Genomic DNA, 20,882 nt, shown 5'->3' with positions numbered 1-20,882 from the left:
CGTATGAGTATGTTAGAATTATTGCCAGAAGTTTGGCAAAAAGAATGGGATAAACAGAGCTACGGGGAACCAACATTAATTCAAAGTACCTTATATCCATTGTTATTAGAAAGTGAAAGTGTATTAGGTATTTCTCCGACAGGATCAGGAAAAACGGTGGCTTATTTGTTGCCGTTACTACAAAAAGTGATTCAAGGAAATGGGAATCAACTCTTAATTATTTTGCCATCACAAGAATTAGCAAGTCAAGTGGCTGACGTCACAAGAGTATGGGCTAAAAGATTGGAATTAAATGTTCAAGCCATTATCGGTGGTGCAAATGTTAAGCGACAAATCGAACGATTAAAAAAACGTCCCGAAGTGTTAGTTGGGACGCCAGGTCGAGTACTTGAATTAATTAAACTAAAAAAAATTAAAGCACATTTAATCCAAACATTAGTCTTGGACGAGGTAGATGATTTATTAAGTGATGCCGATTTTAACTCAACTAAAGGTATTATCAAAAGTGTACAAGCAGATACACAAATTGTGGCAACCTCTGCTACAGGTGAGCAAATATTACCAAGAATGGATACGTTATTTAGAACAGCGTTACGTGTGATTGATGTGACAGAAGAAGATAACACTAAAGGAAGCATTCAACATGGCTTTATTATGACTCCAGTTAGAAAACGTTCTGAAGTATTGCGTCGATTGGCTCATGTAGAGGGATTTAAAGGGTTAGTCTTTTTTAATCAAGTGAGTGAGTTAGGGGCAGTATCTGAGCGATTAAATTATCTAGGTATTAAACATCAAACACTCGCTTCTGATCAACACCAAGTAGAACGAAAACGTGCAATTCATGACTTTGAAACAGGACAAGTATCACTGTTATTAACAACTGATTTAGGAGCTAGAGGATTAGATTTTTCTGATTTGGATTATGTCATTCAGTATGACTTAGCTCAAAGTGTTCCAGATTACATTCACCGTGCAGGACGAGTAGGACGTATGGGAAAACAAGGAACAGTGATTAGTTTAGTTAATGATGGAGAAAAACGAGAACTAAATCGTTTGTATAAAGAAGTCGGAAAAACAGGAACGGAATTTTTTGCAACGCATGGGAGATTAGTAACGGAAAAACCTGATTCACGTTCTGATGAGGAAGAAATAGAAACGCTTAAGCCGATTAAAGAAGAAAAAGTTAAAGCGACAGTTGTTAAAGAAGAAACTGTTCGTGATAAACAAGAAACGCCTAAAAAGAAAAAGAAAAAAAATCGCACCAAAAAGCAAAAGAATAAAGGAGCGAAGTGGAAATAATTTTTTTATGAGGGGGAAGGCATGAAAAAACGGATCGTTTTAGTCTGCTTAGCTGGTATGACTACTAATTTACTAGTAAATCGTATGAGGCGAGCAGCAGATATGAAAGAAAAAGATGTCGATATCGTAGCAATATCAGCATCAGAAGTTGAAAAAGATATTCAAAATGAACAAACAGATATCTATCTTTTAGGACCACAAGTTAGGTATTTAAAAAATGACATCAAACAAGCATTAAATAATTCAGGTATTCCAGTTAAAAATATCGATATGACAGATTATGGCTTGATGGATGGATCTAAAGTATTTGCATATGCTGAAAGATTGTTAGAAGATATAAGTGAATGAAAAAGATATTGTGACTAGACTTTTATCAATAAAAGTGAGAAAATCATAATAGCTTTGATGTCCCTGTAGCTCAGCTGGATAGAGCACCGTCCTCCTAAGACGGGTGTCGTACGTTCAAATCGTATCAGGGACGTTTTATTTTTAATAAATGAATTGAATCATTAATGAATATAATATTATATATGTTTGAATATTGTATGAAAAATTTAAAAATGTGTTGAAGCAAATAAAAACACATGGTATCATGAAATCAAATAAGGATTGTAACTGGTCAAGCAGGCAAAACCTCAGACTAAGGCGTGTTCTCCAAATGGAGATGACGGCTTGTTTGAGGTTTTGTTTTTTTTCTTTTCAGAAAGGAAGTGATAGTCATTAAAATTATCAAGATACTAAATAATAATGCCTTCATTTCTCAAGATGATACAGGGAATGAAGTGGTTGTCATGGGTGTTGGCATAGCATTTGGTAAAAAGAATGGTCAAATAGTCGAGCCAAGTAATCGATACAAAATCTTTTCAAATATTAATTCCAAGATTATTGATCGCTTTAAAAATGTGTTTTCAGATATGCCAGAAGATTATTTAGAAATAACTGAGCGACTTATTTTTGTTATGGAAAAAGAATATGGTAAAAAAATAGACGATATCATTTATGTTTCTTTAACAGAACACCTTCATGGTGCAGTCGAACGTATTAATAAAGGGATTAAGGTTGCTAATCCATTGCTGATGGATATCAAACGCTTATTTAAAGATGAATTTGAAGTGGGCATGCTAGGTGTTAAAGAAGTTAATCAACGATTTGAAGTGGCATTTTCAGAAGATGAAGCTGCCTATATCGCACAACATTTAATAAACGGACAATTAGATAATTTAGTCGATATTAATGATATGTCAAAACTCATGCAAGAAATTATTAATATTATCAAGTTTACATTTCGGATTGAGTTTAATGAAGAATCGATTTATTACTATCGATTTGTGACACATTTAAAATTCTTTGCACAACGGGTTATTGATAAGCAAGTTTACACTAGTGAAAATGACGATATGTTTGATTTGTTTAAAGAAAAGTATGTGGAAAGTTATGAGTGTGTGGTTAAAATCGATAATTATTTATCTAAAAACTATCATTATCATCTTAATTCGGATGAACAATTGTATTTGTTGTTACATATAGAAAAAATTACAAAAAATGCGAAAATAACAAGCGAGGAAGGTTAAGAAAATGGATTATCAAAAAGTAGCATCGGATATTTTGAAAGAAGTCGGTGGGGAGAAAAATGTGATTAGTGTAGTACATTGTATGACACGTTTAAGATTTGTGTTAAAAGATGAGTCGATTGTAGATGATGCTAAAGTGGAGGGGATAAAAGGCGTTCTTGGTATTATGAAAAAAGGTGGACAATATCAAATTATTATTGGAAATGAAGTGGGTGCTGTCTACAAAGAAGTGGTTAAATTAGGAAACTTTAAAACAGAAAACAGTGACGATACACCTAAAAAAGATAATGATGAAGGGATTTTTTCTAAAATACTAGATGTTATCTCTGGCTGTATGGCACCAGTTATTCCTGCACTGATTGGTGCGGCGATGATTAAAGTGCTTTTAACTGTGTTACCAATGATTGGTTGGTTAAGTGAGGGAAGTCAGACTTACCAATTATTATCTGTTATTGGAGATGGAGCGTTTTTCTTCATGCCAATTTTAATTGGTATGTCAGCGGCATCTAAATTTAAAACCAATCCTTATTATGCTGCAACACTAGCTGCTATTATGTTGCATCCAAATTTTATTACTTTGATGAATACAGCAAAAGATGCTGGTGAAACTGTTAAATTCTTTAATATTATTCCTGTCACTTATGCAAACTATGCGTATTCCGTTATTCCAATTATTTTAACAGTGTGGTTATTATCTTATATTGAACCATTCGTGGATAAAATTACACCAACTATTACGAAAAACTTTTTAAAACCGATGTTAGTATTACTGATTGCAGCACCAATTGCTTTAGTTATTGTTGGACCAATTGGGGCTATTATAGGTAATGTTTTATCAGACGTGATATACTTTATCCATGATAAACTAGGGTTTATTGCAGTAGGGTTAGTTGCAGGAATTTACCCATTTATCGTTATGGTAGGAATGCACCATGTCTTTACACCAATTAAGTTGAGTATGATTGCCACAACAGGTTATGAAGCCTTTATGTGTATTGCTGAATTATGTTCGAACTTAGCGCAAGGTGGGGCATCATTAGCCGTTGCGATTAAATCTAAAAATAAAGATTTGAAACAAGTTGCCGGTTCTTCAGCTTTTTCGGCGCTACTTGCAGGGATTACTGAGCCAGCTTTGTATGGGGTAACCGTTCGATTAAAACGTCCAATGCTAGGAGCTTGTATTGGAGCAGCAACTGGTGGGATTATTGGTGGATTGTTCCAATTAAAAGCTTATGGTATTGCCACACCAGCTATCATTACGTTCCCTCAATATATTGAAAAAGGCAATAGTGCGTCAATCTTTTACGCTTTAATTACGATGGGAGTGACTATCGTAGTTTCATTTATCGCTACTTATTTACTCGGGTTTGAAGACATTAAAGACGATTCTTATGAAGAAGAAGTAGAAGAAGCAACGGTTGAACCATTAAACCAAATTAAAGATGTTTATAGCCCTTTACAAGGTGAAGCAATTGAATTAGCGAAAGTAAATGATAAAACATTTGCAGATAATCTATTGGGACAAGGGATAGCCATTATTCCTGAAAAGGGAGAAGTCGTAGCACCGTGCGATGGGACGATTGATGTCTTTTTTGAAACAGGGCATGCGATTGGGCTTAAATCAACAACAGGATTGGATATATTAATTCATGTTGGACTTGAAACAGTCAACTTAAATGGCGAACATTTTTCACCACAAGTTCATGTTGGTGATAAAGTGAAAACAGGTGACGTGTTACTTAAATTTGATTTAGAAAAAATCAAAGAAAAAGGCTATGATACAACAACCCCTGTAGTAATTACTAATTCAAATGATTTTAAAGAAGTTAACGTAGATAAAACTGGTTCAGTTAATGAATCAGATAAAATATTGACAATAATTTAATGAGGTGAAAACATGACAAAGTATCAAGTACCAAAAGATTTTTTATGGGGTAGCGCATCGGCAGCTTATCAAATCGAAGGGGCACATTTAGAAGATGGAAAAGGTGTGTCAAACTGGGACGAATTTGTTAAAATTCCAGGAAAAACTTTTGAGGGATCTACTGGTGAAACTGCAGTGGATCATTACCACCGCTACAAAGAAGACATTAAATTAATGGCTGACATGGGATTAAAAACCTATCGTTTCTCTATTGCTTGGACAAGAATATTTCCAACAGGACGTGGCGAAGTAAATAAAAAAGGACTTGAATTTTATCAAAATATCGTAGACGAGTGCTTAAAATACGACATTGAGCCCATGATTACTTTGTATCATTGGGATATTCCTCAATCCTTAGTTGAAGAGTATGGTGGATGGGAAAATCCAAAAGTCATTGATGATTTTGTTAACTACTCAACATTTTTATTTGAACAGTTTAAAGGAAAAGTTAATTATTGGATTACGATGAACGAGCAAAATATTTTTACATCTTTAGGGTGGTTAACTGCATTACATCCACCAGGAAAATTTGATGATCAAAAAACATTTTACCAAGTCAATCACCATGCTTTTTTAGCACATGCTAAAACTGTTATTGCGTTCAAAGACATTATTCCTGATGGGCAAATTGGGGCAAGTTTTGCTTATAGTCCCAGTTATGCTCTAGATTGTAATCCTGATAACGCTATGTCAAAAGTTGACTTTGATAATTTGAAAAACTTTTGGTGGATGGATGTTTATGCGTATGGTCGTTATCCTAAAAATGCTATGACTTATCTAGAAAAACAAGGTGTTGCCCCAGCTGTCACAAAAGAAGATGAAAGCTTATTTAAAAAAGCTGCTTCTTTAATTGATTTTATGGGTGTTAACTATTACCAGACAACAGTTTGTGAATACAATGATTTAGATGGTGTAACACCATATGCGAAAATGAATACAACAGGTGTCAAAGGAACGAATGAGCAAACGGGTATTCCAGGGGTATATAAAACAGCTAATAATCCTTATTTAGCTACAACAGACTGGGATTGGACGATTGATCCTGAAGGGTTACGTTATGCATGTAAAGAAATTACAAGTCGCTATAATTTGCCAATTGTTATTTCGGAAAATGGATTAGGTGCCTTTGATACATTGGAAAGTGATGGTAGCATTCATGATCCTTATCGTATTTCATTCTTAGAAGAACATGTAAAAGAAGTGATTAAAGCCATTGATGAAGGCTGTGATGTGATTGCGTACTGTACATGGTCATTTACAGATTTACTAAGTTGGTTAAATGGTTATCAAAAACGTTATGGTTTTGTATATGTTGATCGTGACGAAAAGGGTGGTAGCTTAAAACGATATAAAAAAGATAGTTACTACTGGTATGAAAAAGTGATTAAAACAAATGGTGCCAGTTTGTTTGAGTAATTCATTATTATCCTATGACATGATTGCTTTAAGTAGTCATGTTGTAGGATTTTTTATTGGCTTGTTATTTAAAAAAAATATAAATGATTTTTTTCACAATATAGATTGACGCTCATTCCTGACAAGTGTATGATTAGTTTATTAAATGAGAATGGTTTTCATTATTGATTAATAGAAAAAATAAACATAGGTGAAAAAATGAAAAAATTGAAGGATTGTCAGATGAATAAAGTCTATCAATTTGTTGCGTTTAATGGTCAAGAATCTCATGGAAAACATTTAAAAAATTTGGGATTACTACCAGGAACAGAGATGGTATTATTATCGAATAAAAAAAATCAACCATTTATTGTTCTATTTAAAGGGACAAAAATAGGAATAGATGATACTATTGCAGAATTTATCCAAGTTAGTGAAGATATAGAAAAAAATTCTACCAATCTTAAAACATTGGATGAAATTGGTATTGGAAAACATGCACAAGTAATTGATTTTACTGCAAGCGGCGCATTAAAACGGCGATTAATGGATATGGGATTAACAAAGGGTGTACTTATTCAGGTAAAACAATATGCTCCTTTAGGTGATCCGATTGAAATGACGGTCAGAGGATATGAACTCAGCTTGAGGAAACAAGAAGCATCACTAATTTTGGTTAAAGAGGTGTAGCTATGACAAAAAAACAAATCGCATTAGTCGGAAATCCTAATAGTGGAAAAACGAGTTTGTTTAACGAGTTAACAGGGGCTAATCAATCAGTAGGGAACTGGCCAGGTGTGACAGTAGAAAAAAAAGAAGGTAAACTAAAAAAGAATACAGATATCGTGTTACAAGATTTACCAGGCATTTATTCTTTATCACCTTATACACCAGAAGAAGTGGTGGCACGTGATTATCTGTTGGAAGGTAACCCTTCAGGTATGCTAAATATCGTTGATGCAAGTAACTTAGAAAGAAATCTTTATTTAACGACACAGTTGTTAGAGTTAGGCATTCCCATGATTCTATCATTAAATATGATGGATGTGGTTGAGAAAAAAGGCATTCGATTAAACGAAGAAAAACTGTCATATTCTTTAGGGATTCCTGTAGTAAAAATGAGTGTGACTAAAAAAGAAGGATTGGTTAATGCCCTTGTAGAAATAGACAAGCTATTTGTTCATGGAAGAATTCCCGATTTTCCTCTATATGACAATCGATTAGAAGTGGCTTTGTCTGAAATTAGTGAATTGTTACCAGAGAGTATACCAATTCATCAAAAAAGATGGTACAGTATCAAGTTATTTGAAAGAGATCAAACAGTTTGTTCACGAAACATCATGCCTGATGACGTAAAAAAAGAAATTGAAGACATTATCAGTATGACAGAAGAAATTATTGGAGACGATAGTGAAAGTATTATTATCAATGAACGATATAATTATATCAGTCAAATTGTCAGTTTGTGTTGTGTGAAAGAGATAAATTACAAATTAAGTATGAGTGATCGAATTGATAAAATAGTAACGAATAGATGGCTCGCTTTACCAATCTTTGCGTTTGTGATGTGGTTAGTTTATTATTTATCCATCCAAACCATTGGAACGATTGGGACTGACTGGTTAAATGATGTATTATTTGGAGAAATTGTTCCAGATAATGTCACCAAGTTAATGGAGATGCTGGCTATTGCCCCTTGGCTACAATTGCTTGTTCGTGATGGAATTATTGCCGGAGTAGGTGCGGTACTAGGATTTTTACCACAGTTAATGGTCCTGTTTTTATGTTTATCACTACTAGAAGATTGTGGATACATGTCACGTATCGCTTTTGTCATGGACCGATTTTTCAGACGTTTTGGTTTATCTGGCAAATCATTCATTCCAATGTTGATTTCAACCGGTTGTGGTGTTCCAGGAGTGATGGCTTGTCGAACAATAGAAAATGAAAAAGATCGACGTATGACGATTATGACCACAACGTTTATGCCATGTTCAGCTAAATTACCTATTATTGGTCTTATTGCAGGTGCTTTTTTCCCACATAGTTCTTGGGTTGCACCATCAGCCTATTTTGTAGGGATAGGGTCCATTGTTTTATCCGGTATTATATTAAAGAAAACGGCATTATTCAGTGGAGACACAGCGCCATTTATTATGGAATTACCTGATTATCACATGCCAAGATTTCAAAACAGTTTTAGACAAATGATTGAGCGCTCAAAATCTTTTGTGAAAAAAGCAGGAACGATTATTTTTGCGAGTTCCGTTATTATTTGGTTTTTATCTTCATTTAACTTTAGAGGACAAATGGTAGAAACAGATCAAAGTATTTTAGCCTTTTTAGGTCAATCAGTAGCATTTGTTTTTGCTCCACTTGGATGGGGAAGTTGGGAAACAACAGTAGCAACGATAACAGGACTTGTTGCAAAAGAAAACGTCGTAGGAACGTTTGGTATTTTATATGGTCACATGAAAGAAGTATCAGAAACTGGAAAGGAATACTGGCCATTATTAAGTGCTAGTTTAACACCAGTAGCTGGATATTCATTTTTATTATTTAATCTATTATGTGCACCATGTTTTGCTGCGATTGGGGCCATACGTCGAGAAATGAATGATTGGAGATGGACAACGCTGGCGATAAGTTATCAATGTCTATTAGCTTATGTCGTTAGTTTAGTTGTTTATCAATTTGGTCATTTCCTATTTGAAGATGGCACATTTGGTATAGGACAAGTTGTAGCAAGTATGTTAGTTATTGGTCTGATTATATTAATAACAAGAAAACCTAGAAAAGAAAAATTAGTCGGTGTAGAAGGTATCAGTATATTATAGGAGTGATAGTATGGGCACAATTATTTTAGCTGGAATTATTTTTTTAGGAGTAGCTAGGGTTGTATATAAGTATGGTGTAAAAAAAGAAAAAACATGCGATTGTTCTTCGGCGGACTGTCCGATAAAAAAGAATTAGCTTAGATAAATAAGGTATCGTTATAGTCCCTTACGTTAATTATTCACGTGAGGGATGCGTTATTTAAAAAGGTAAACGCATAGAAAAATAGGTTTTATATTAAAGGCAGAGGCAAAAAGATTGGATAGGTAAAAATGGATATTTTTCAATTTAGTTATTTCATGAGAGTGGTAGAATCAAGTGGAAGCTTGACATTGGCTTCAAAAAAGCAAATATCTCTTAATCATCGCTTAGTCAAATTATCTCTAACTTTGAAAAATCAAAAAATATTGAAAATATCTTTCTCAAGGCAGGTCAAATCGTTTGGTAAGCTAATAAACTTAAAAGTGTAAAAGAGATACATGTGAAAATACTGAATGACTATAGAAAAGTTGTTTTACCAGAGTTATAGAAGTTAAATAGATAATAAAGTATAAAATACTGAAAATTATTTTCTTTTAATATATTGATAATTGCGAATGATTTCAAAGGAGCGTTTTTATGTCGGAAATAATGTCGTTAAATGAAATGAAGCTATACAAGGGTAGTAGAGATAAGCCGAATGATTTTGATTATTTTTTGGAAAAACAGATTAGACACTTAAATTCTAAAAATGATTATACATTATATAAATGTCATTTTATGATTGATTATGTTGACTGTTACGATTTAACAATACAAATGGAGAATAATTCAAGTACTTATTGCAAGGTATTAAAACCACTTGGTAAAGGTTCATTTTCAGTAGTGTGTCATTTTCATGGTTATCAGGGACAAAGCAGTGATTGATCAGAATATTTCAAATATATATTAGCAAGGTATGCCGTTGTAGCGATGGATGTTAGGGGACAAGTAGACAAGTCAGTTGATGGTAATTACTTTAAAGGAAATACAGTGAAAGGTCACATTGTTCGCGGGATGTCTGACACTCCAAACGATTTATTTTTTAAAGACATTTTTCTCGATGTGTATCGTGTCATAGAGTTAGTATCAACTTTTTATTGGGTAGGTACGTATAATTTAACAACATTAGGTGCGTTACAAGGAGGTGCATTAGCATTAGTAGGTGGGGCTTTGAATAATAAAATAAAAAAAGTTATTACGATCTATCCATTTTTGTCTAACTTTTCTCGTGTGTTAGAACTAGAGCTATCATGTGAACCTTATGATGAGTTATTCCGATATTTTAAATTTAAGGATTATTTTTACATGACTGAACAGAATATTCTGTCTAGTTTGGATTATATAGATGTTAAAAGCTTTTCTAGTTTAATTAATGATGACGTGAAATTAGTGACAGGATTAAGAGATGATATTTGTTTACCATCGACTCAATATGCGATTGTTAATCATTTGAAGATATCATATGAATATATTATCTTACCAGAATATGGACATGAAGCAATAAATGTATTTATGCATGATAAAATAATGAACTTGATTACCGGTGACAAGATAGGAGAACAATAGTATGGATACTAGTAAGCAAATAGAAAAAGGGTTGATAGTGTCTTGTCAGGCATTAGAAAACGACCCTTTACACAGTTTGTTCATTATGTCACGTCAGCGAAAGAATCAGGAGCTGTCGGGATTGGGGCTAATTCGGTGGTGGATATTCAAGCCATACAAGACACAGTTGATTTACCGATAAATGGGATGATTAAAAAAATTTATGAAGATAGTGAGGTATTTATTACTCCTACATTGAAAGAAGTGAGAGCTGTTTGTGCAACGGGTGTAGAAATTGTAGCGATAGATGGAACAACACGAGAACGATCAAATAGTGAAAAGCTTAGTGATATCGTGACAGCTATCAGACAAGAATACCCCAAGACACTTTTGATGGCTGATACAGCTTCTTTAGAAGATGCTAAATATGCGGAAGCTCAGGCGAGTGTATCTATCAAACAGTAGAGGAAAGAAAAGAAGTTCTAGCAAATGTGATGAAAGCTATTTTGAAAAAAAGAGGAATTAATATTGGAAATGTAAGACATCCTTTACCAACAATGACTTTAGAGGATAAAAACATTGTGGAAGAGTCATATCATATGATTCGAGAAGCGATTAAATATGTAGAAACAGTGTAAGTATGATGGAACTAGAAAAATTGACTTTGTAACAATTTTTCTAGTTCTTATTTATTTTTTTTTAGGTATAGTGTAGAATGAATTGGTTCAGTATTTTTTCATAATATTTGGTGAGGTTACTTTTACCAAAGTATATCAATCAAATAAAAATTGATAAACTAACATTATTTAGCCGAATAATATTATATATAGTTATCATCTGACTATAACCTAAAAATACTTACCTATTTTTAGGTTATTATTTTTCACAAGGTTTAAGTTGGAATGAATAGAAAGTTAAAAGATTAGATGTTAGAAAAAATGTCAGTATAAGTTTTATTTCATAGAGAGTCTAGTATAATAAGTTAGCCAAAAGCGCCTCTTGTTAGTAAAAAAGAGAGGCGTTTTTGTTGTCTTTACCTATTTTTTAAAATCTATCTTTTTATTGTCTTGTATAAATTAGTATCGACTATTTTATTTTTGTGAAAAAAATGTTGTATTAATTTATTTAAAAAATCGTTCTATACTTTATTTATCAAAGAAGTAGGAGTGGTAAAGATGAGTCAATGGTTAAACACAATGGGAAAAGTAGCAATTGTTATAGGGGGATCTTCAGGCATTGGAGAAGCAATCGTGAAAGCGTTATTGTCTGAAGGTGTAAAGGTTACCAATTTTGACTTAGCTGAAGGGAAAGAAAAACATGAAAACTTGTTATTTTTACCAGTAGATGTGTCAAACAGAGAACAAGTTGAGTCTGCAGTAGCCAAAGTAGTTGAAACATTTGGACCAGTAGATTGTTTAGTGAATAATGCAGGGATTAATATACCTAGATTGTTAGTTGATGCAAAAGAATCACATAGCGACTATGAATTATCTGACGCGATTTTTGACAAAATGGTTGCAGTAAACCAAAAAGGGAGTTACTTAATGAGTCAAGTTGTTGGTCGTATTTTAGTTGCAAAACAATCAATAATTACTAAAAAGGGTGCCGAAGACCAATTAAAAAGCCTAGAAACGCTGTATTATCAACGTCTAGGCTTTTTATTTATACTATTCCCACTCTACAGTTGCAGGTGGTTTACTTGTAATATCATACACGATACGGTTAACGTGATCAACTTCATTTACGATACGAACTGAGATTTTTTGTAGTAAGTCCCAATCAATACGAGCAAAGTCAGCAGTCATACCATCAATAGATGTAATCGCACGGATACCGATAGTGTAGTCATAAGTACGACCGTCTCCCATAACCCCAACAGAACGGATACCTGGTAAAACAGTAAAGTATTGCCAAATATCACGATCTAAACCAGCATTTGCGATTTCTTCACGTAAGATAGCGTCACTTTCACGCACGATTTCTAATTTTTCTTCAGTAATTTCGCCTAAGACACGGATTCCTAAACCAGGACCTGGGAATGGTTGACGCCATACAATTGAGTCAGGCATGCCAAGTTCAGTACCTAAGGCACGAACTTCGTCTTTAAATAATGTGTTTAATGGTTCAATTAATTTGAACGCCATATCCTCAGGAAGTCCACCAACGTTATGATGTGATTTAATCACTTCAGCTGTGTCAGTTCCACTTTCGATAACATCTGTATAAAGTGTTCCTTGAGCTAAGAATTCAATCCCATCAAGTTTTGCTGCTTCATCATCAAATAAGTAGATAAATTCATTACCGATGATTTTACGTTTTTGTTCAGGGTCAGATACACCCTTTAATTTATCCAAGAAGCGATCTTTTGCATCCACTTTAATGATATTTAAGCCAAATTTTCCACCTAAACTTTCCATTACTTGTTCTGCTTCACCTTTACGTAATAGACCATGATCAACAAAGATACAAGTTAATTGATCCCCAATCGCGCGTTGTAATAATACCCCAACAACACTTGAATCAACCCCACCTGATAAAGCAAGTAAGACTTTTTTATCGCCAACTTGTTCGCGGATTTTAGCAGTTTCAATATCGATAAAGCTATCCATTGACCAATCCCCTTTACATCCACAGATGTCAAAAGCAAATTGACGTAGCATGTCATTACCATTGATTGAATGACGAACTTCTGGATGGAACTGAACAGCATACATTTTTTTCGCATGATTTTCCATAGCGGAGATTGGGCAGTTTTCACTTGTCGCTGTAACAGTAAATCCTTCAGGAACTTCTGTCACTAAATCACCATGACTCATCCAAACTTGTTGTTCTTTTGGTAAAGAATCAAATAAAGTTGATTCAGTTGTTAAAGACAACATAGCTTTACCGTACTCACGGCTGTTAGCTTCAGATACAACGCCACCTAATTTATGTGTCATTAATTGCATACCGTAACAAATACCTAAAATAGGAATCCCTAATTCAAATATTTCTGGATCAATGTTAAAACTTCCTTCATCATAGACACTATTTGGCCCACCAGAGAAAACAATTCCCTTAGGAGCAATTTCTTTGATTTCTGCTGCAGTGATTTTGTGGCTCAATAATTCTGAGAATACACCCAATTCACGAATACGTCGCGTAATTAATTGATTGTACTGGCTACCAAAATCTAACACTATAATCTTTTCCATATCTTTAAGTTCAGATACTTTCGTCACTTACTTCACCTTTTCTTTCTATATATTAATTTTATTAAAACTTACGTAAATAAATTTCATCAATCTCGTGGTTTAGTGCTTTATGTAAAATAACATCTGCACGACTACGAGTTGGCAAAATGAACTCATTGAGGTTTTTTAGATTGACATCTTTCCACACACGACGAGCCATTGCTAATGCATCTTCACGCGGACCATTAGCATATTCATAATAATAATTAGTTTTATCATTTTTTGCAAGAACCAATAAATCTTCAAAGCGTTTTAAATACCAACTTTCAATCAGTTTTGGATCGGCATCAACATAGACTGAAAAGTCGAAGAAGTCACTGATATAAATGTGTTGGTTGGCTGGTGATTGCAAGACGTTAATCCCTTCGACTATTAAGATATCTGGCTGCGAAATTGTTTCAAATTCTCCAGGAATAATATCATAAATCTCATGAGAATAGATAGGAATTTTTAAATTATCTCCACCATTTTTAACAGCATTTAAAAAAGATAGTAATTTTTCCATGTCATAACTCTCAGGAAATCCTTTTTTATTTAAAATACCTTGTTTGGTTAGTTCATCCGTTGAATATAAAAATCCGTCTGTTGTAATCAGTTGGACATGACGTCGCTTAAAAATACGGGAGAGCATCATTTGTAACAAACGAGCTGTCGTACTTTTTCCAACAGCTACACTACCGGCAACCCCAATAATAAAGGGAGAGGAAGGTAAAAATTTTTGCATAAATAATCCTTTACTAAGATGGAGGGATTCGTACTCTTTCATATAAATATTGATTAAATGAGTTAGCGGAATATAAATATCTTGCACATCTTGTAATGAGATAGTGTCATTATAGCTTTTAATTTGTTGTAGTTCTTCATCTGTTAGAGGCGCTGTTCCATTACGATAAAAGCTTTGCCATTCATCACGAGTTAAATGATAGAAATTCGTTTTTTCATCCATAAACAGTATCCTCTACTTGTTATCTTCAATCAAATTGGGTAATTGTTGAGTGATATATTGACCTAATTCTTTATTAAATGACAATTCTCTTAATCTATTTTCGCGTCTTTTTTTGTATCCTTTATGAATCATTTTTTCTTCAATAGATTCAGGTATAATCGTAGGAACGCTTGTAAATGTCTCATCCACTTTTACGACAACAAACGTCATAAAACATGTTGCAGCTAAATAGTGTTGTCCTGTGTTTAAGTCTTCGCCAGTTACTTTGACAAAAACTTCCATCGATTTTTTTCCTGTACCTGAAACATATGCTTCAACCGTTACAGCATCATTTTCATAGATTGGATGTAAAAAATCTAAACTATCTGTTGAGGCAGTCATTGTTGGAATACGGCAATGACGCGATACAGCGATAGAAGCCGTGTCGTCAATTAACGCCATCAATTTCCCTCCAAATAACGCACCAAACGAGTTAAGATCATTTGGAAAAACGCGATGTGTTTGGATAGCGTAAGACTCTTTACATTTTTTTTCGTTAGGTAATGGTACAAACACGTTAAAAACTCCTTTTTCGTGGTATGATATTATAAAGTCTAACTGATTATATCATAGATAAACGCTGAGATAAGGAAATGAGGTTTGAAAGATGAAAAAAATCATATTATTTGGTGATAGTATCACAGCTGGCTATAGAAATGGTGAAATTGATATTGTATTGAATACTAAAATTAAGCGACTACTCAATACTAAAATAGAAATTATTAATGCTGGTATTCCTGGTGATACAACTAAAGGAGCGTTAAGTCGGTTTAAAGAACATGTTATTTTTTATGAACCAGATATTGTGACCATCTTTTTTGGTGCTAATGATGCTGAAAAACGTTCAGGTATTTCATTATTACAATATGAAGAGAATTTAACTTATTTAGTGGAACAGATTGGGGCAAAAAAGGTCGTACTGATTGGCCCACCTTATGCCCATCAAATGATGTATCGTGATGAACGTCCTTTAGTTGAATTAATGCAATATAATAATGCGGCTCAACGTGTTGCGAAAACATTTAATATTCGTTATATTGATATACTAAAAGAGATGATTGTTTCAGAAGCTCCAACGCGTTTTTTAGAACCAGACGGGCTTCATTTCTCAGATGAGGGTTATGATTTGTTAGCAAAATTAATAGTAGAAACAATTAAAGAAAGAGTGTGAAAAAATGAGTGCCCATTATTATACGCATAAACCAGAAACGGCTCATGATAGAAAAACATGGACATACCCATTATTAGGTGAAACATATCAATTTGTAACGGATAGTAATGTGTTTTCAAGAAATACAGTGGACTTTGGGTCACGTCTTTTAATAGAAGCTTTTTCAGATGAAGATATCCCTAGAGGAGAAATTTTAGATGTCGGTTGTGGATATGGTCCTATTGGTTTATCTTTGGCTCATTCAACCAAACGAGTTGTTCATATGGTTGATGTGAATGAAAGAGCAATGGAATTAGCTAAGGAAAATGCTAGTTTAAATAAAATTGAAAATATTGAAGTATATGAATCAAGCGTTTATGAGAATGTAACAAAAAAAGATTTTGCAGCGATTGTAAGTAATCCACCAATACGTGCTGGAAAAAAAATTGTTCATAGTATTATTGAAGGAGCTAAGGAACATTTACAACAAAAAGGTACTTTAACGATTGTTATTCAGAAAAAACAAGGTGCACCAAGTGCAAAGAAAAAGATGGAAGAAGTCTTTGGACAAGTTGAAGTAGTGACGAGTTCGAAAGGATATTATATTTTCAAAAGTTATAAATCATAAAAATAAAACACGAACATTGAATTATAAGAAACAGTATTCAAAAACGATTAAACGAACGGTTTGCATATGCATAGGAAAAAAGTGGGATAAAAAAAGTATAGAAAATCATTATAATGAAATTGCAGTTCCGTTTAGTGATGGTTTATTATAAAACTTATTGACCTTTTATGTCTATAAGGAAGACCAAGTGTTTGGAACACTATACAAGTATGGGTAAGGGCATACAAGTTAATGGTTTAAATATAATGAAAACAAAATAACATTTAATGGCTTATCTAATGTCTGTTAAGGGGAATGCATTTAGAAAGCATATTGGAACGCCAGTCTTGAATAATTAACTCATGTAATTGTTTTTTGTAGGGGAAAAATAGTTACGGGTCAGTTTGTTATGAGGGATTGTTTTATGGGGGAGAGGCTAGAAGAAATTCTAGCTTTTTTTTATTTTATTTTTATGTTGACATTTTTACTTTTATAGGCTAAAATGGTTAGTTGCAGAAACCTTTATGTTTTAAATGTGAAAGGTGATGAAATATTGTCCATCAGCCTTTATTTTATAGGAAAACAAAGATAGATAGACCATATCGAGATATGTTCACCATCTATTTTTGGTTTTTTTTTACTTTAAAACAGATAAGTAATGAAATTGTTATATTTTTTTAACATTTGTAACATAAGGTATTTTTGAAAAAACTCAGAGGGGTGACTAATTTGGTTGGACACGTAGTGAAATACGGAAAACACCGAGAAAGACGTAGCTATTCTAGGATTAGTGAAGTACTAGAATTGCCAAACTTAATTGAAATTCAAACTGATTCTTATAAGTGGTTTTTAGATGAAGGTTTGCGCGAAATGTTTGAGGACATTATGCCAATTACAGATTTTAGTGATAAATTATCATTAGAATTTGTCGATTACGAAATGAAAGAACCAAAGTATACAGTTGAGGAAGCTCGTGCGCATGATGCTAACTACTCAGCTCCTATCCACGTAACATTACGTTTGGATAATCAAGTGACAGGAGAAATCAAGTCACAAGAAGTGTTCTTTGGAGATTTCCCGCTAATGACAGAGATGGGAACATTTATTATCAATGGTGCTGAGCGTGTAGTGGTATCACAGTTAGTAAGATCACCCGGAGTTTATTTCAATGAGAAGAAAGAAAAAAATGGACATGAGGGGTTTGGAACAACTGTTATTCCTAACCGTGGTGCATGGTTAGAACTTGAAACAGACGCGAAAAACCTTTCTTATGCTCGTATTGATAGAACAAGAAAAATTCCTTTAACAGTATTAGTTAGAGCATTAGGATTTGGTTCAGATACGACTATTACAGAAATTTTTGGTGAAAGCGAAAGTTTACAATTAACAATTGAAAAAGATATTCATAAAAATTCTAGCGATTCTCGTACGGAAGAAGCTTTAAAAGATGTTTATGAAAGACTTCGTCCAGGCGAGCCAAAGACTGCTGAAAGTTCAAGAAACTTATTGAACTCTCGTTTCTTTGATCCAAAACGTTACGACTTAGCAGCAGTTGGTCGTTACAAAGTAAATAAAAAATTAAGCCTTAAAACACGTTTGTTAAACCAAACGTTAGCTGAAACATTAGTTGATCCTGAAACAGGAGAAATCCTTGTAGAAAAAGGAACAGTTATCACGCATACAGTGATGGACGAGCTAGAAAAACATTTAGACAACGGATTAAACAACGAAACATACTATCCAAGTGAAGATGGCGTTGTCACTGAACCAATGACTGTTCAAGTTATTAAAGTTGTGTCACCAAAAGATCCTGAACGTGTTGTAAACGTGATTGGAAATGGCCAACTTGATGCAGACGTTCGTACGATTCGTCCTGCTGATATCGTGGCTACAATCAGTTATTTCTTAAACTTAATGGAAGATATTGGAAAAGTAGATGATATTGACCATTTAGGAAACCGTCGTATTCGTTCGGTTGGTGAGTTATTACAAAATCAATTCCGTATCGGGTTATCTCGTATGGAACGTGTGGTTCGTGAAAGAATGTCTATCCAAGACACTGAAACATTAACACCACAACAATTGATTAACATTCGTCCGGTTGTGGCTTCAATGAAAGAATTCTTTGGTTCTTCTCAGTTATCACAATTCATGGATCAAACTAATCCATTAGGTGAGTTGACGCATAAACGTCGTCTATCAGCTTTAGGACCTGGTGGTTTAACACGTGACCGTGCTGGATATGAAGTTCGTGACGTGCATTACTCACATTATGGTCGTATGTGTCCGATTGAAACGCCTGAGGGACCAAACATTGGGTTAATCAATAGTTTATCAAGTTATGCGAAAGTAAATAAATACGGCTTCATCGAAACACCATATCGTCGTGTTGACCGTGAAACGAAACGTGTTACAGAACATATTGATTACTTAACAGCTGACGAGGAAGACCATTACATGGTAGCGCAAGCGAACTCTCCATTAAATGAAGATGGTACATTTGCTGAAGATGTTGTAATGGCCCGTATTCAAAGTGAAAACTTGGAAGTTTCAGTAGATAAAGTGGACTACATGGACGTTTCACCTAAACAAGTAGTTGCGGTAGCGACAGCGTGCATTCCTTTCTTGGAAAACGATGACTCTAACCGTGCGCTTATGGGAGCGAACATGCAACGTCAGGCAGTACCTTTGATTCAACCACGTTCTCCACTTGTTGGAACAGGTATGGAATACAAAGCTGCCCATGACTCAGGAGCAGCACTTCTATGTAAACATGATGGTGTCGTTGAGTACGTTGATGCACGTGAAGTACGTGTTCGTCGTAATGACGGTGCTTTAGATAAATATAATGTGATTAAATTCCACCGTTCAAATGCTGGTACAAGTTATAACCAACGCCCAATTGTTAGAAAAGGTGAAATCGTTGAAAGAGGCGATACATTAGCTGACGGTTCTTCTATGGAAGAAGGGGAAATGGCGTTAGGACAAAATGTTTTAGTAGCTTTCATGACTTGGGAAGGTTACAACTATGAAGATGCGATTATTATGAGTCGCCGATTAGTTAAAGATGATGTGTACACATCCATTCATATTGAAGAATATGAATCAGAAGCACGTGACACAAAATTAGGACCTGAAGAAATTACTCGTGAGTTACCAAACGTTGGGGAAGATGCACTTAAAAACTTAGACGAAATGGGTATTATCCGTATCGGTGCTGAAGTAAAAGATGGTGATCTGCTTGTTGGTAAAGTCACTCCTAAAGGGGTAACAGAATTATCAGCAGAAGAGCGTCTGTTACATGCAATCTTCGGAGAAAAAGCTCGTGAAGTTCGTGATACATCTCTACGTGTTCCACATGGTGGGGGCGGTATTGTTCATGATGTTAAAATCTTTACTCGTGAAGGCGGAGATGAGTTATCTCCAGGGGTTAACATGTTAGTTCGTGTGTACATCGTTCAAAAACGTAAAATTCATGAAGGGGATAAAATGGCTGGTCGTCATGGTAATAAAGGGGTAGTATCTCGTATTATGCCAGAAGAAGATATGCCATTCTTACCAGATGGGACACCAGTTGATATCATGTTAAACCCATTAGGGGTACCTTCTCGTATGAACATTGGACAAGTATTAGAGTTGCATTTAGGTATGGCAGCTCGCTCATTAAACATCCATGTTGCAACACCGGTATTTGATGGGGCAAATGAAGAAGATGTATGGAGTACTGTTGAAGAAGCAGGACTTGCTCGCGACGCTAAGACTGTTCTTTATGATGGACGTACAGGTGAACCATTCGATAACCGTATTTCTGTAGGTGTAATGTACATGCTGAAACTTGCTCACATGGTTGATGATAAGTTACATGCTCGTTCTATTGGACCTTACTCACTAGTTACACAACAACCACTTGGTGGTAAAGCACAATTTGGTGGACAACGTTTTGGAGAGATGGAAGTTTGGGCTCTTGAAGCATACGGAGCTGCTTACACTTTACAAGAAATCTTGACTTATAAATCAGATGACGTTGTAGGTCGTGTGAAAACTTACGAATCTATCGTTAAAGGTGAACCAATTCAAAAACCAGGTGTTCCTGAATCATTCCGCGTACTTGTTAAAGAGTTACAAGCTTTAGGATTAGACATGCGAGTATTAGATGCAGACGATCAAGAGATTGAATTACGTGATATGGATGATGAGGACGATGATTTGATTACTGTTGATGCCTTAGCAAAATATGCGAAAGAGCAAGAAGAAAAAGCATTAGCAGAAAAATCGTTGAAAGATGCACAAGAAAACCAAGAATAATCCAGCTGAATT

The 20,882-nt window shown here is 34.4% G+C and carries 14 protein-coding genes, 1 tRNA gene and 3 pseudogenes; 15 read left to right on the top strand and 3 right to left on the bottom strand.

Going from position 1 to position 20,882, the window contains the following annotated elements; translation table 11 throughout:
- Positions 1-3 precede the first annotated feature (3 nt).
- The 12 genes and pseudogenes from AC37UB_RS07565 to AC37UB_RS07510 form a co-directional block, all read left to right on the top strand.
- Positions 4-1,299 carry a DEAD/DEAH box helicase gene (locus AC37UB_RS07565; RefSeq protein ID WP_490685542.1) on the top strand — a complete coding sequence of 432 codons (1,296 nt, stop codon included), beginning with the start codon at positions 4-6 and terminating at the stop codon, positions 1,297-1,299.
- Between the two features lie 21 nt (positions 1,300-1,320).
- Complete coding sequence (locus AC37UB_RS07560) at positions 1,321-1,647, top strand: PTS sugar transporter subunit IIB (protein ID WP_241699487.1); 327 nt, start codon at positions 1,321-1,323, stop codon at positions 1,645-1,647.
- 59 nt (positions 1,648-1,706) lie between these two features.
- Positions 1,707-1,780 (top strand) — tRNA-Arg (locus AC37UB_RS07555).
- 229 nt (positions 1,781-2,009) lie between these two features.
- Positions 2,010-2,870: a BglG family transcription antiterminator LicT gene (gene licT / locus AC37UB_RS07550; RefSeq protein ID WP_241699486.1), complete on the top strand. Its 861-nt coding sequence runs from the start codon at positions 2,010-2,012 to the stop codon at positions 2,868-2,870.
- Between the two features lie 4 nt (positions 2,871-2,874).
- The gene (locus AC37UB_RS07545) at positions 2,875-4,755 is read left to right on the top strand and encodes a beta-glucoside-specific PTS transporter subunit IIABC (protein ID WP_241699485.1); all 1,881 of its coding nucleotides are present in this window, start codon (positions 2,875-2,877) and stop codon (positions 4,753-4,755) included.
- Positions 4,756-4,767: 12 nt separating this feature from the next.
- Positions 4,768-6,210 (top strand): glycoside hydrolase family 1 protein, encoded by a 1,443-nt coding sequence (locus tag AC37UB_RS07540; RefSeq protein WP_490685541.1) that lies wholly within the window; start codon positions 4,768-4,770, stop codon positions 6,208-6,210.
- Between the two features lie 198 nt (positions 6,211-6,408).
- Positions 6,409-6,879 (top strand): FeoA family protein, encoded by a 471-nt coding sequence (locus tag AC37UB_RS07535; protein ID WP_256463827.1) that lies wholly within the window; start codon positions 6,409-6,411, stop codon positions 6,877-6,879.
- Between the two features lie 2 nt (positions 6,880-6,881).
- A complete protein-coding gene (gene feoB / locus AC37UB_RS07530) occupies positions 6,882-9,026 on the top strand; it encodes a ferrous iron transport protein B (protein ID WP_490685540.1) in 2,145 nt (714 codons plus the stop codon).
- A gap of 616 nt (positions 9,027-9,642) precedes the next feature.
- Positions 9,643-10,611 (top strand): annotated as a pseudogene (locus AC37UB_RS07525) (acetylxylan esterase).
- A 1-nt stretch (position 10,612) separates the two neighbouring features.
- Positions 10,613-11,025 (top strand): annotated as a pseudogene (locus tag AC37UB_RS07520) (beta/alpha barrel domain-containing protein); the annotation flags it as partial.
- A gap of 56 nt (positions 11,026-11,081) precedes the next feature.
- Positions 11,082-11,228: a hypothetical protein gene (locus AC37UB_RS07515; RefSeq protein WP_158559448.1), complete on the top strand. Its 147-nt coding sequence runs from the start codon at positions 11,082-11,084 to the stop codon at positions 11,226-11,228.
- A 537-nt stretch (positions 11,229-11,765) separates the two neighbouring features.
- Positions 11,766-12,221: pseudogene (locus AC37UB_RS07510) on the top strand (SDR family NAD(P)-dependent oxidoreductase); the annotation flags it as partial.
- A 36-nt stretch (positions 12,222-12,257) separates the two neighbouring features.
- On the opposite strand, the gene guaA reads toward AC37UB_RS07510, so the two are convergent.
- The 3 genes from guaA to AC37UB_RS07495 form a co-directional block, all read right to left on the bottom strand.
- Entirely contained in the window at positions 12,258-13,784 is a 1,527-nt protein-coding gene (gene guaA, locus AC37UB_RS07505) for a glutamine-hydrolyzing GMP synthase (RefSeq protein ID WP_199500917.1), read from the bottom strand.
- A 61-nt stretch (positions 13,785-13,845) separates the two neighbouring features.
- Positions 13,846-14,769, bottom strand: a complete 924-nt coding sequence (gene coaA / locus AC37UB_RS07500) for a type I pantothenate kinase (protein WP_117973362.1) — start codon at positions 14,767-14,769, stop codon at positions 13,846-13,848.
- A gap of 12 nt (positions 14,770-14,781) precedes the next feature.
- Positions 14,782-15,324 carry an acyl-CoA thioesterase gene (locus AC37UB_RS07495; protein ID WP_490685539.1) on the bottom strand — a complete coding sequence of 181 codons (543 nt, stop codon included), beginning with the start codon at positions 15,322-15,324 and terminating at the stop codon, positions 14,782-14,784.
- A gap of 91 nt (positions 15,325-15,415) precedes the next feature.
- Here AC37UB_RS07495 and AC37UB_RS07490 point away from each other — a divergent pair, with 91 nt between their 5' ends.
- The 3 genes from AC37UB_RS07490 to rpoB all read left to right on the top strand — a co-directional run bounded on the left by AC37UB_RS07490 (position 15,416) and on the right by rpoB (position 20,870).
- Positions 15,416-15,979 (top strand): SGNH/GDSL hydrolase family protein, encoded by a 564-nt coding sequence (locus AC37UB_RS07490; RefSeq protein ID WP_117973360.1) that lies wholly within the window; start codon positions 15,416-15,418, stop codon positions 15,977-15,979.
- Between the two features lie 4 nt (positions 15,980-15,983).
- Entirely contained in the window at positions 15,984-16,586 is a 603-nt protein-coding gene (locus tag AC37UB_RS07485) for a class I SAM-dependent methyltransferase (RefSeq protein ID WP_242093804.1), read from the top strand.
- A 708-nt stretch (positions 16,587-17,294) separates the two neighbouring features.
- A complete protein-coding gene (gene rpoB, locus AC37UB_RS07480; RefSeq protein ID WP_199500913.1) occupies positions 17,295-20,870 on the top strand; it encodes a DNA-directed RNA polymerase subunit beta in 3,576 nt (1,191 codons plus the stop codon).
- The last annotated feature ends 12 nt before the right edge of the window (positions 20,871-20,882 follow it).

This window comes from Vagococcus changpingensis (assembly GCF_058211775.1).
This window is presented reverse-complemented; position numbering and strand designations above follow the sequence as displayed.

Excerpts from the sequence above, each read along its gene's own strand:
- AC37UB_RS07565 (WP_490685542.1), top strand. The coding sequence starts at position 4 with ATGAGTATGTTAGAATTATTGCCAGAAGTTTGGCAAAAAGAATGGGAT.
- AC37UB_RS07560 (WP_241699487.1), top strand. The coding sequence starts at position 1,321 with ATGAAAAAACGGATCGTTTTAGTCTGCTTAGCTGGTATGACTACTAAT.
- AC37UB_RS07545 (WP_241699485.1), top strand. The coding sequence starts at position 2,875 with ATGGATTATCAAAAAGTAGCATCGGATATTTTGAAAGAAGTCGGTGGG.
- AC37UB_RS07540 (WP_490685541.1), top strand. The coding sequence starts at position 4,768 with ATGACAAAGTATCAAGTACCAAAAGATTTTTTATGGGGTAGCGCATCG.
- AC37UB_RS07535 (WP_256463827.1), top strand. The coding sequence starts at position 6,409 with ATGAAAAAATTGAAGGATTGTCAGATGAATAAAGTCTATCAATTTGTT.
- feoB (WP_490685540.1), top strand. The coding sequence starts at position 6,882 with ATGACAAAAAAACAAATCGCATTAGTCGGAAATCCTAATAGTGGAAAA.
- guaA (WP_199500917.1), bottom strand. The coding sequence starts at position 13,784 with ATGGAAAAGATTATAGTGTTAGATTTTGGTAGCCAGTACAATCAATTA.
- coaA (WP_117973362.1), bottom strand. The coding sequence starts at position 14,769 with ATGGATGAAAAAACGAATTTCTATCATTTAACTCGTGATGAATGGCAA.
- AC37UB_RS07490 (WP_117973360.1), top strand. The coding sequence starts at position 15,416 with ATGAAAAAAATCATATTATTTGGTGATAGTATCACAGCTGGCTATAGA.
- AC37UB_RS07485 (WP_242093804.1), top strand. The coding sequence starts at position 15,984 with ATGAGTGCCCATTATTATACGCATAAACCAGAAACGGCTCATGATAGA.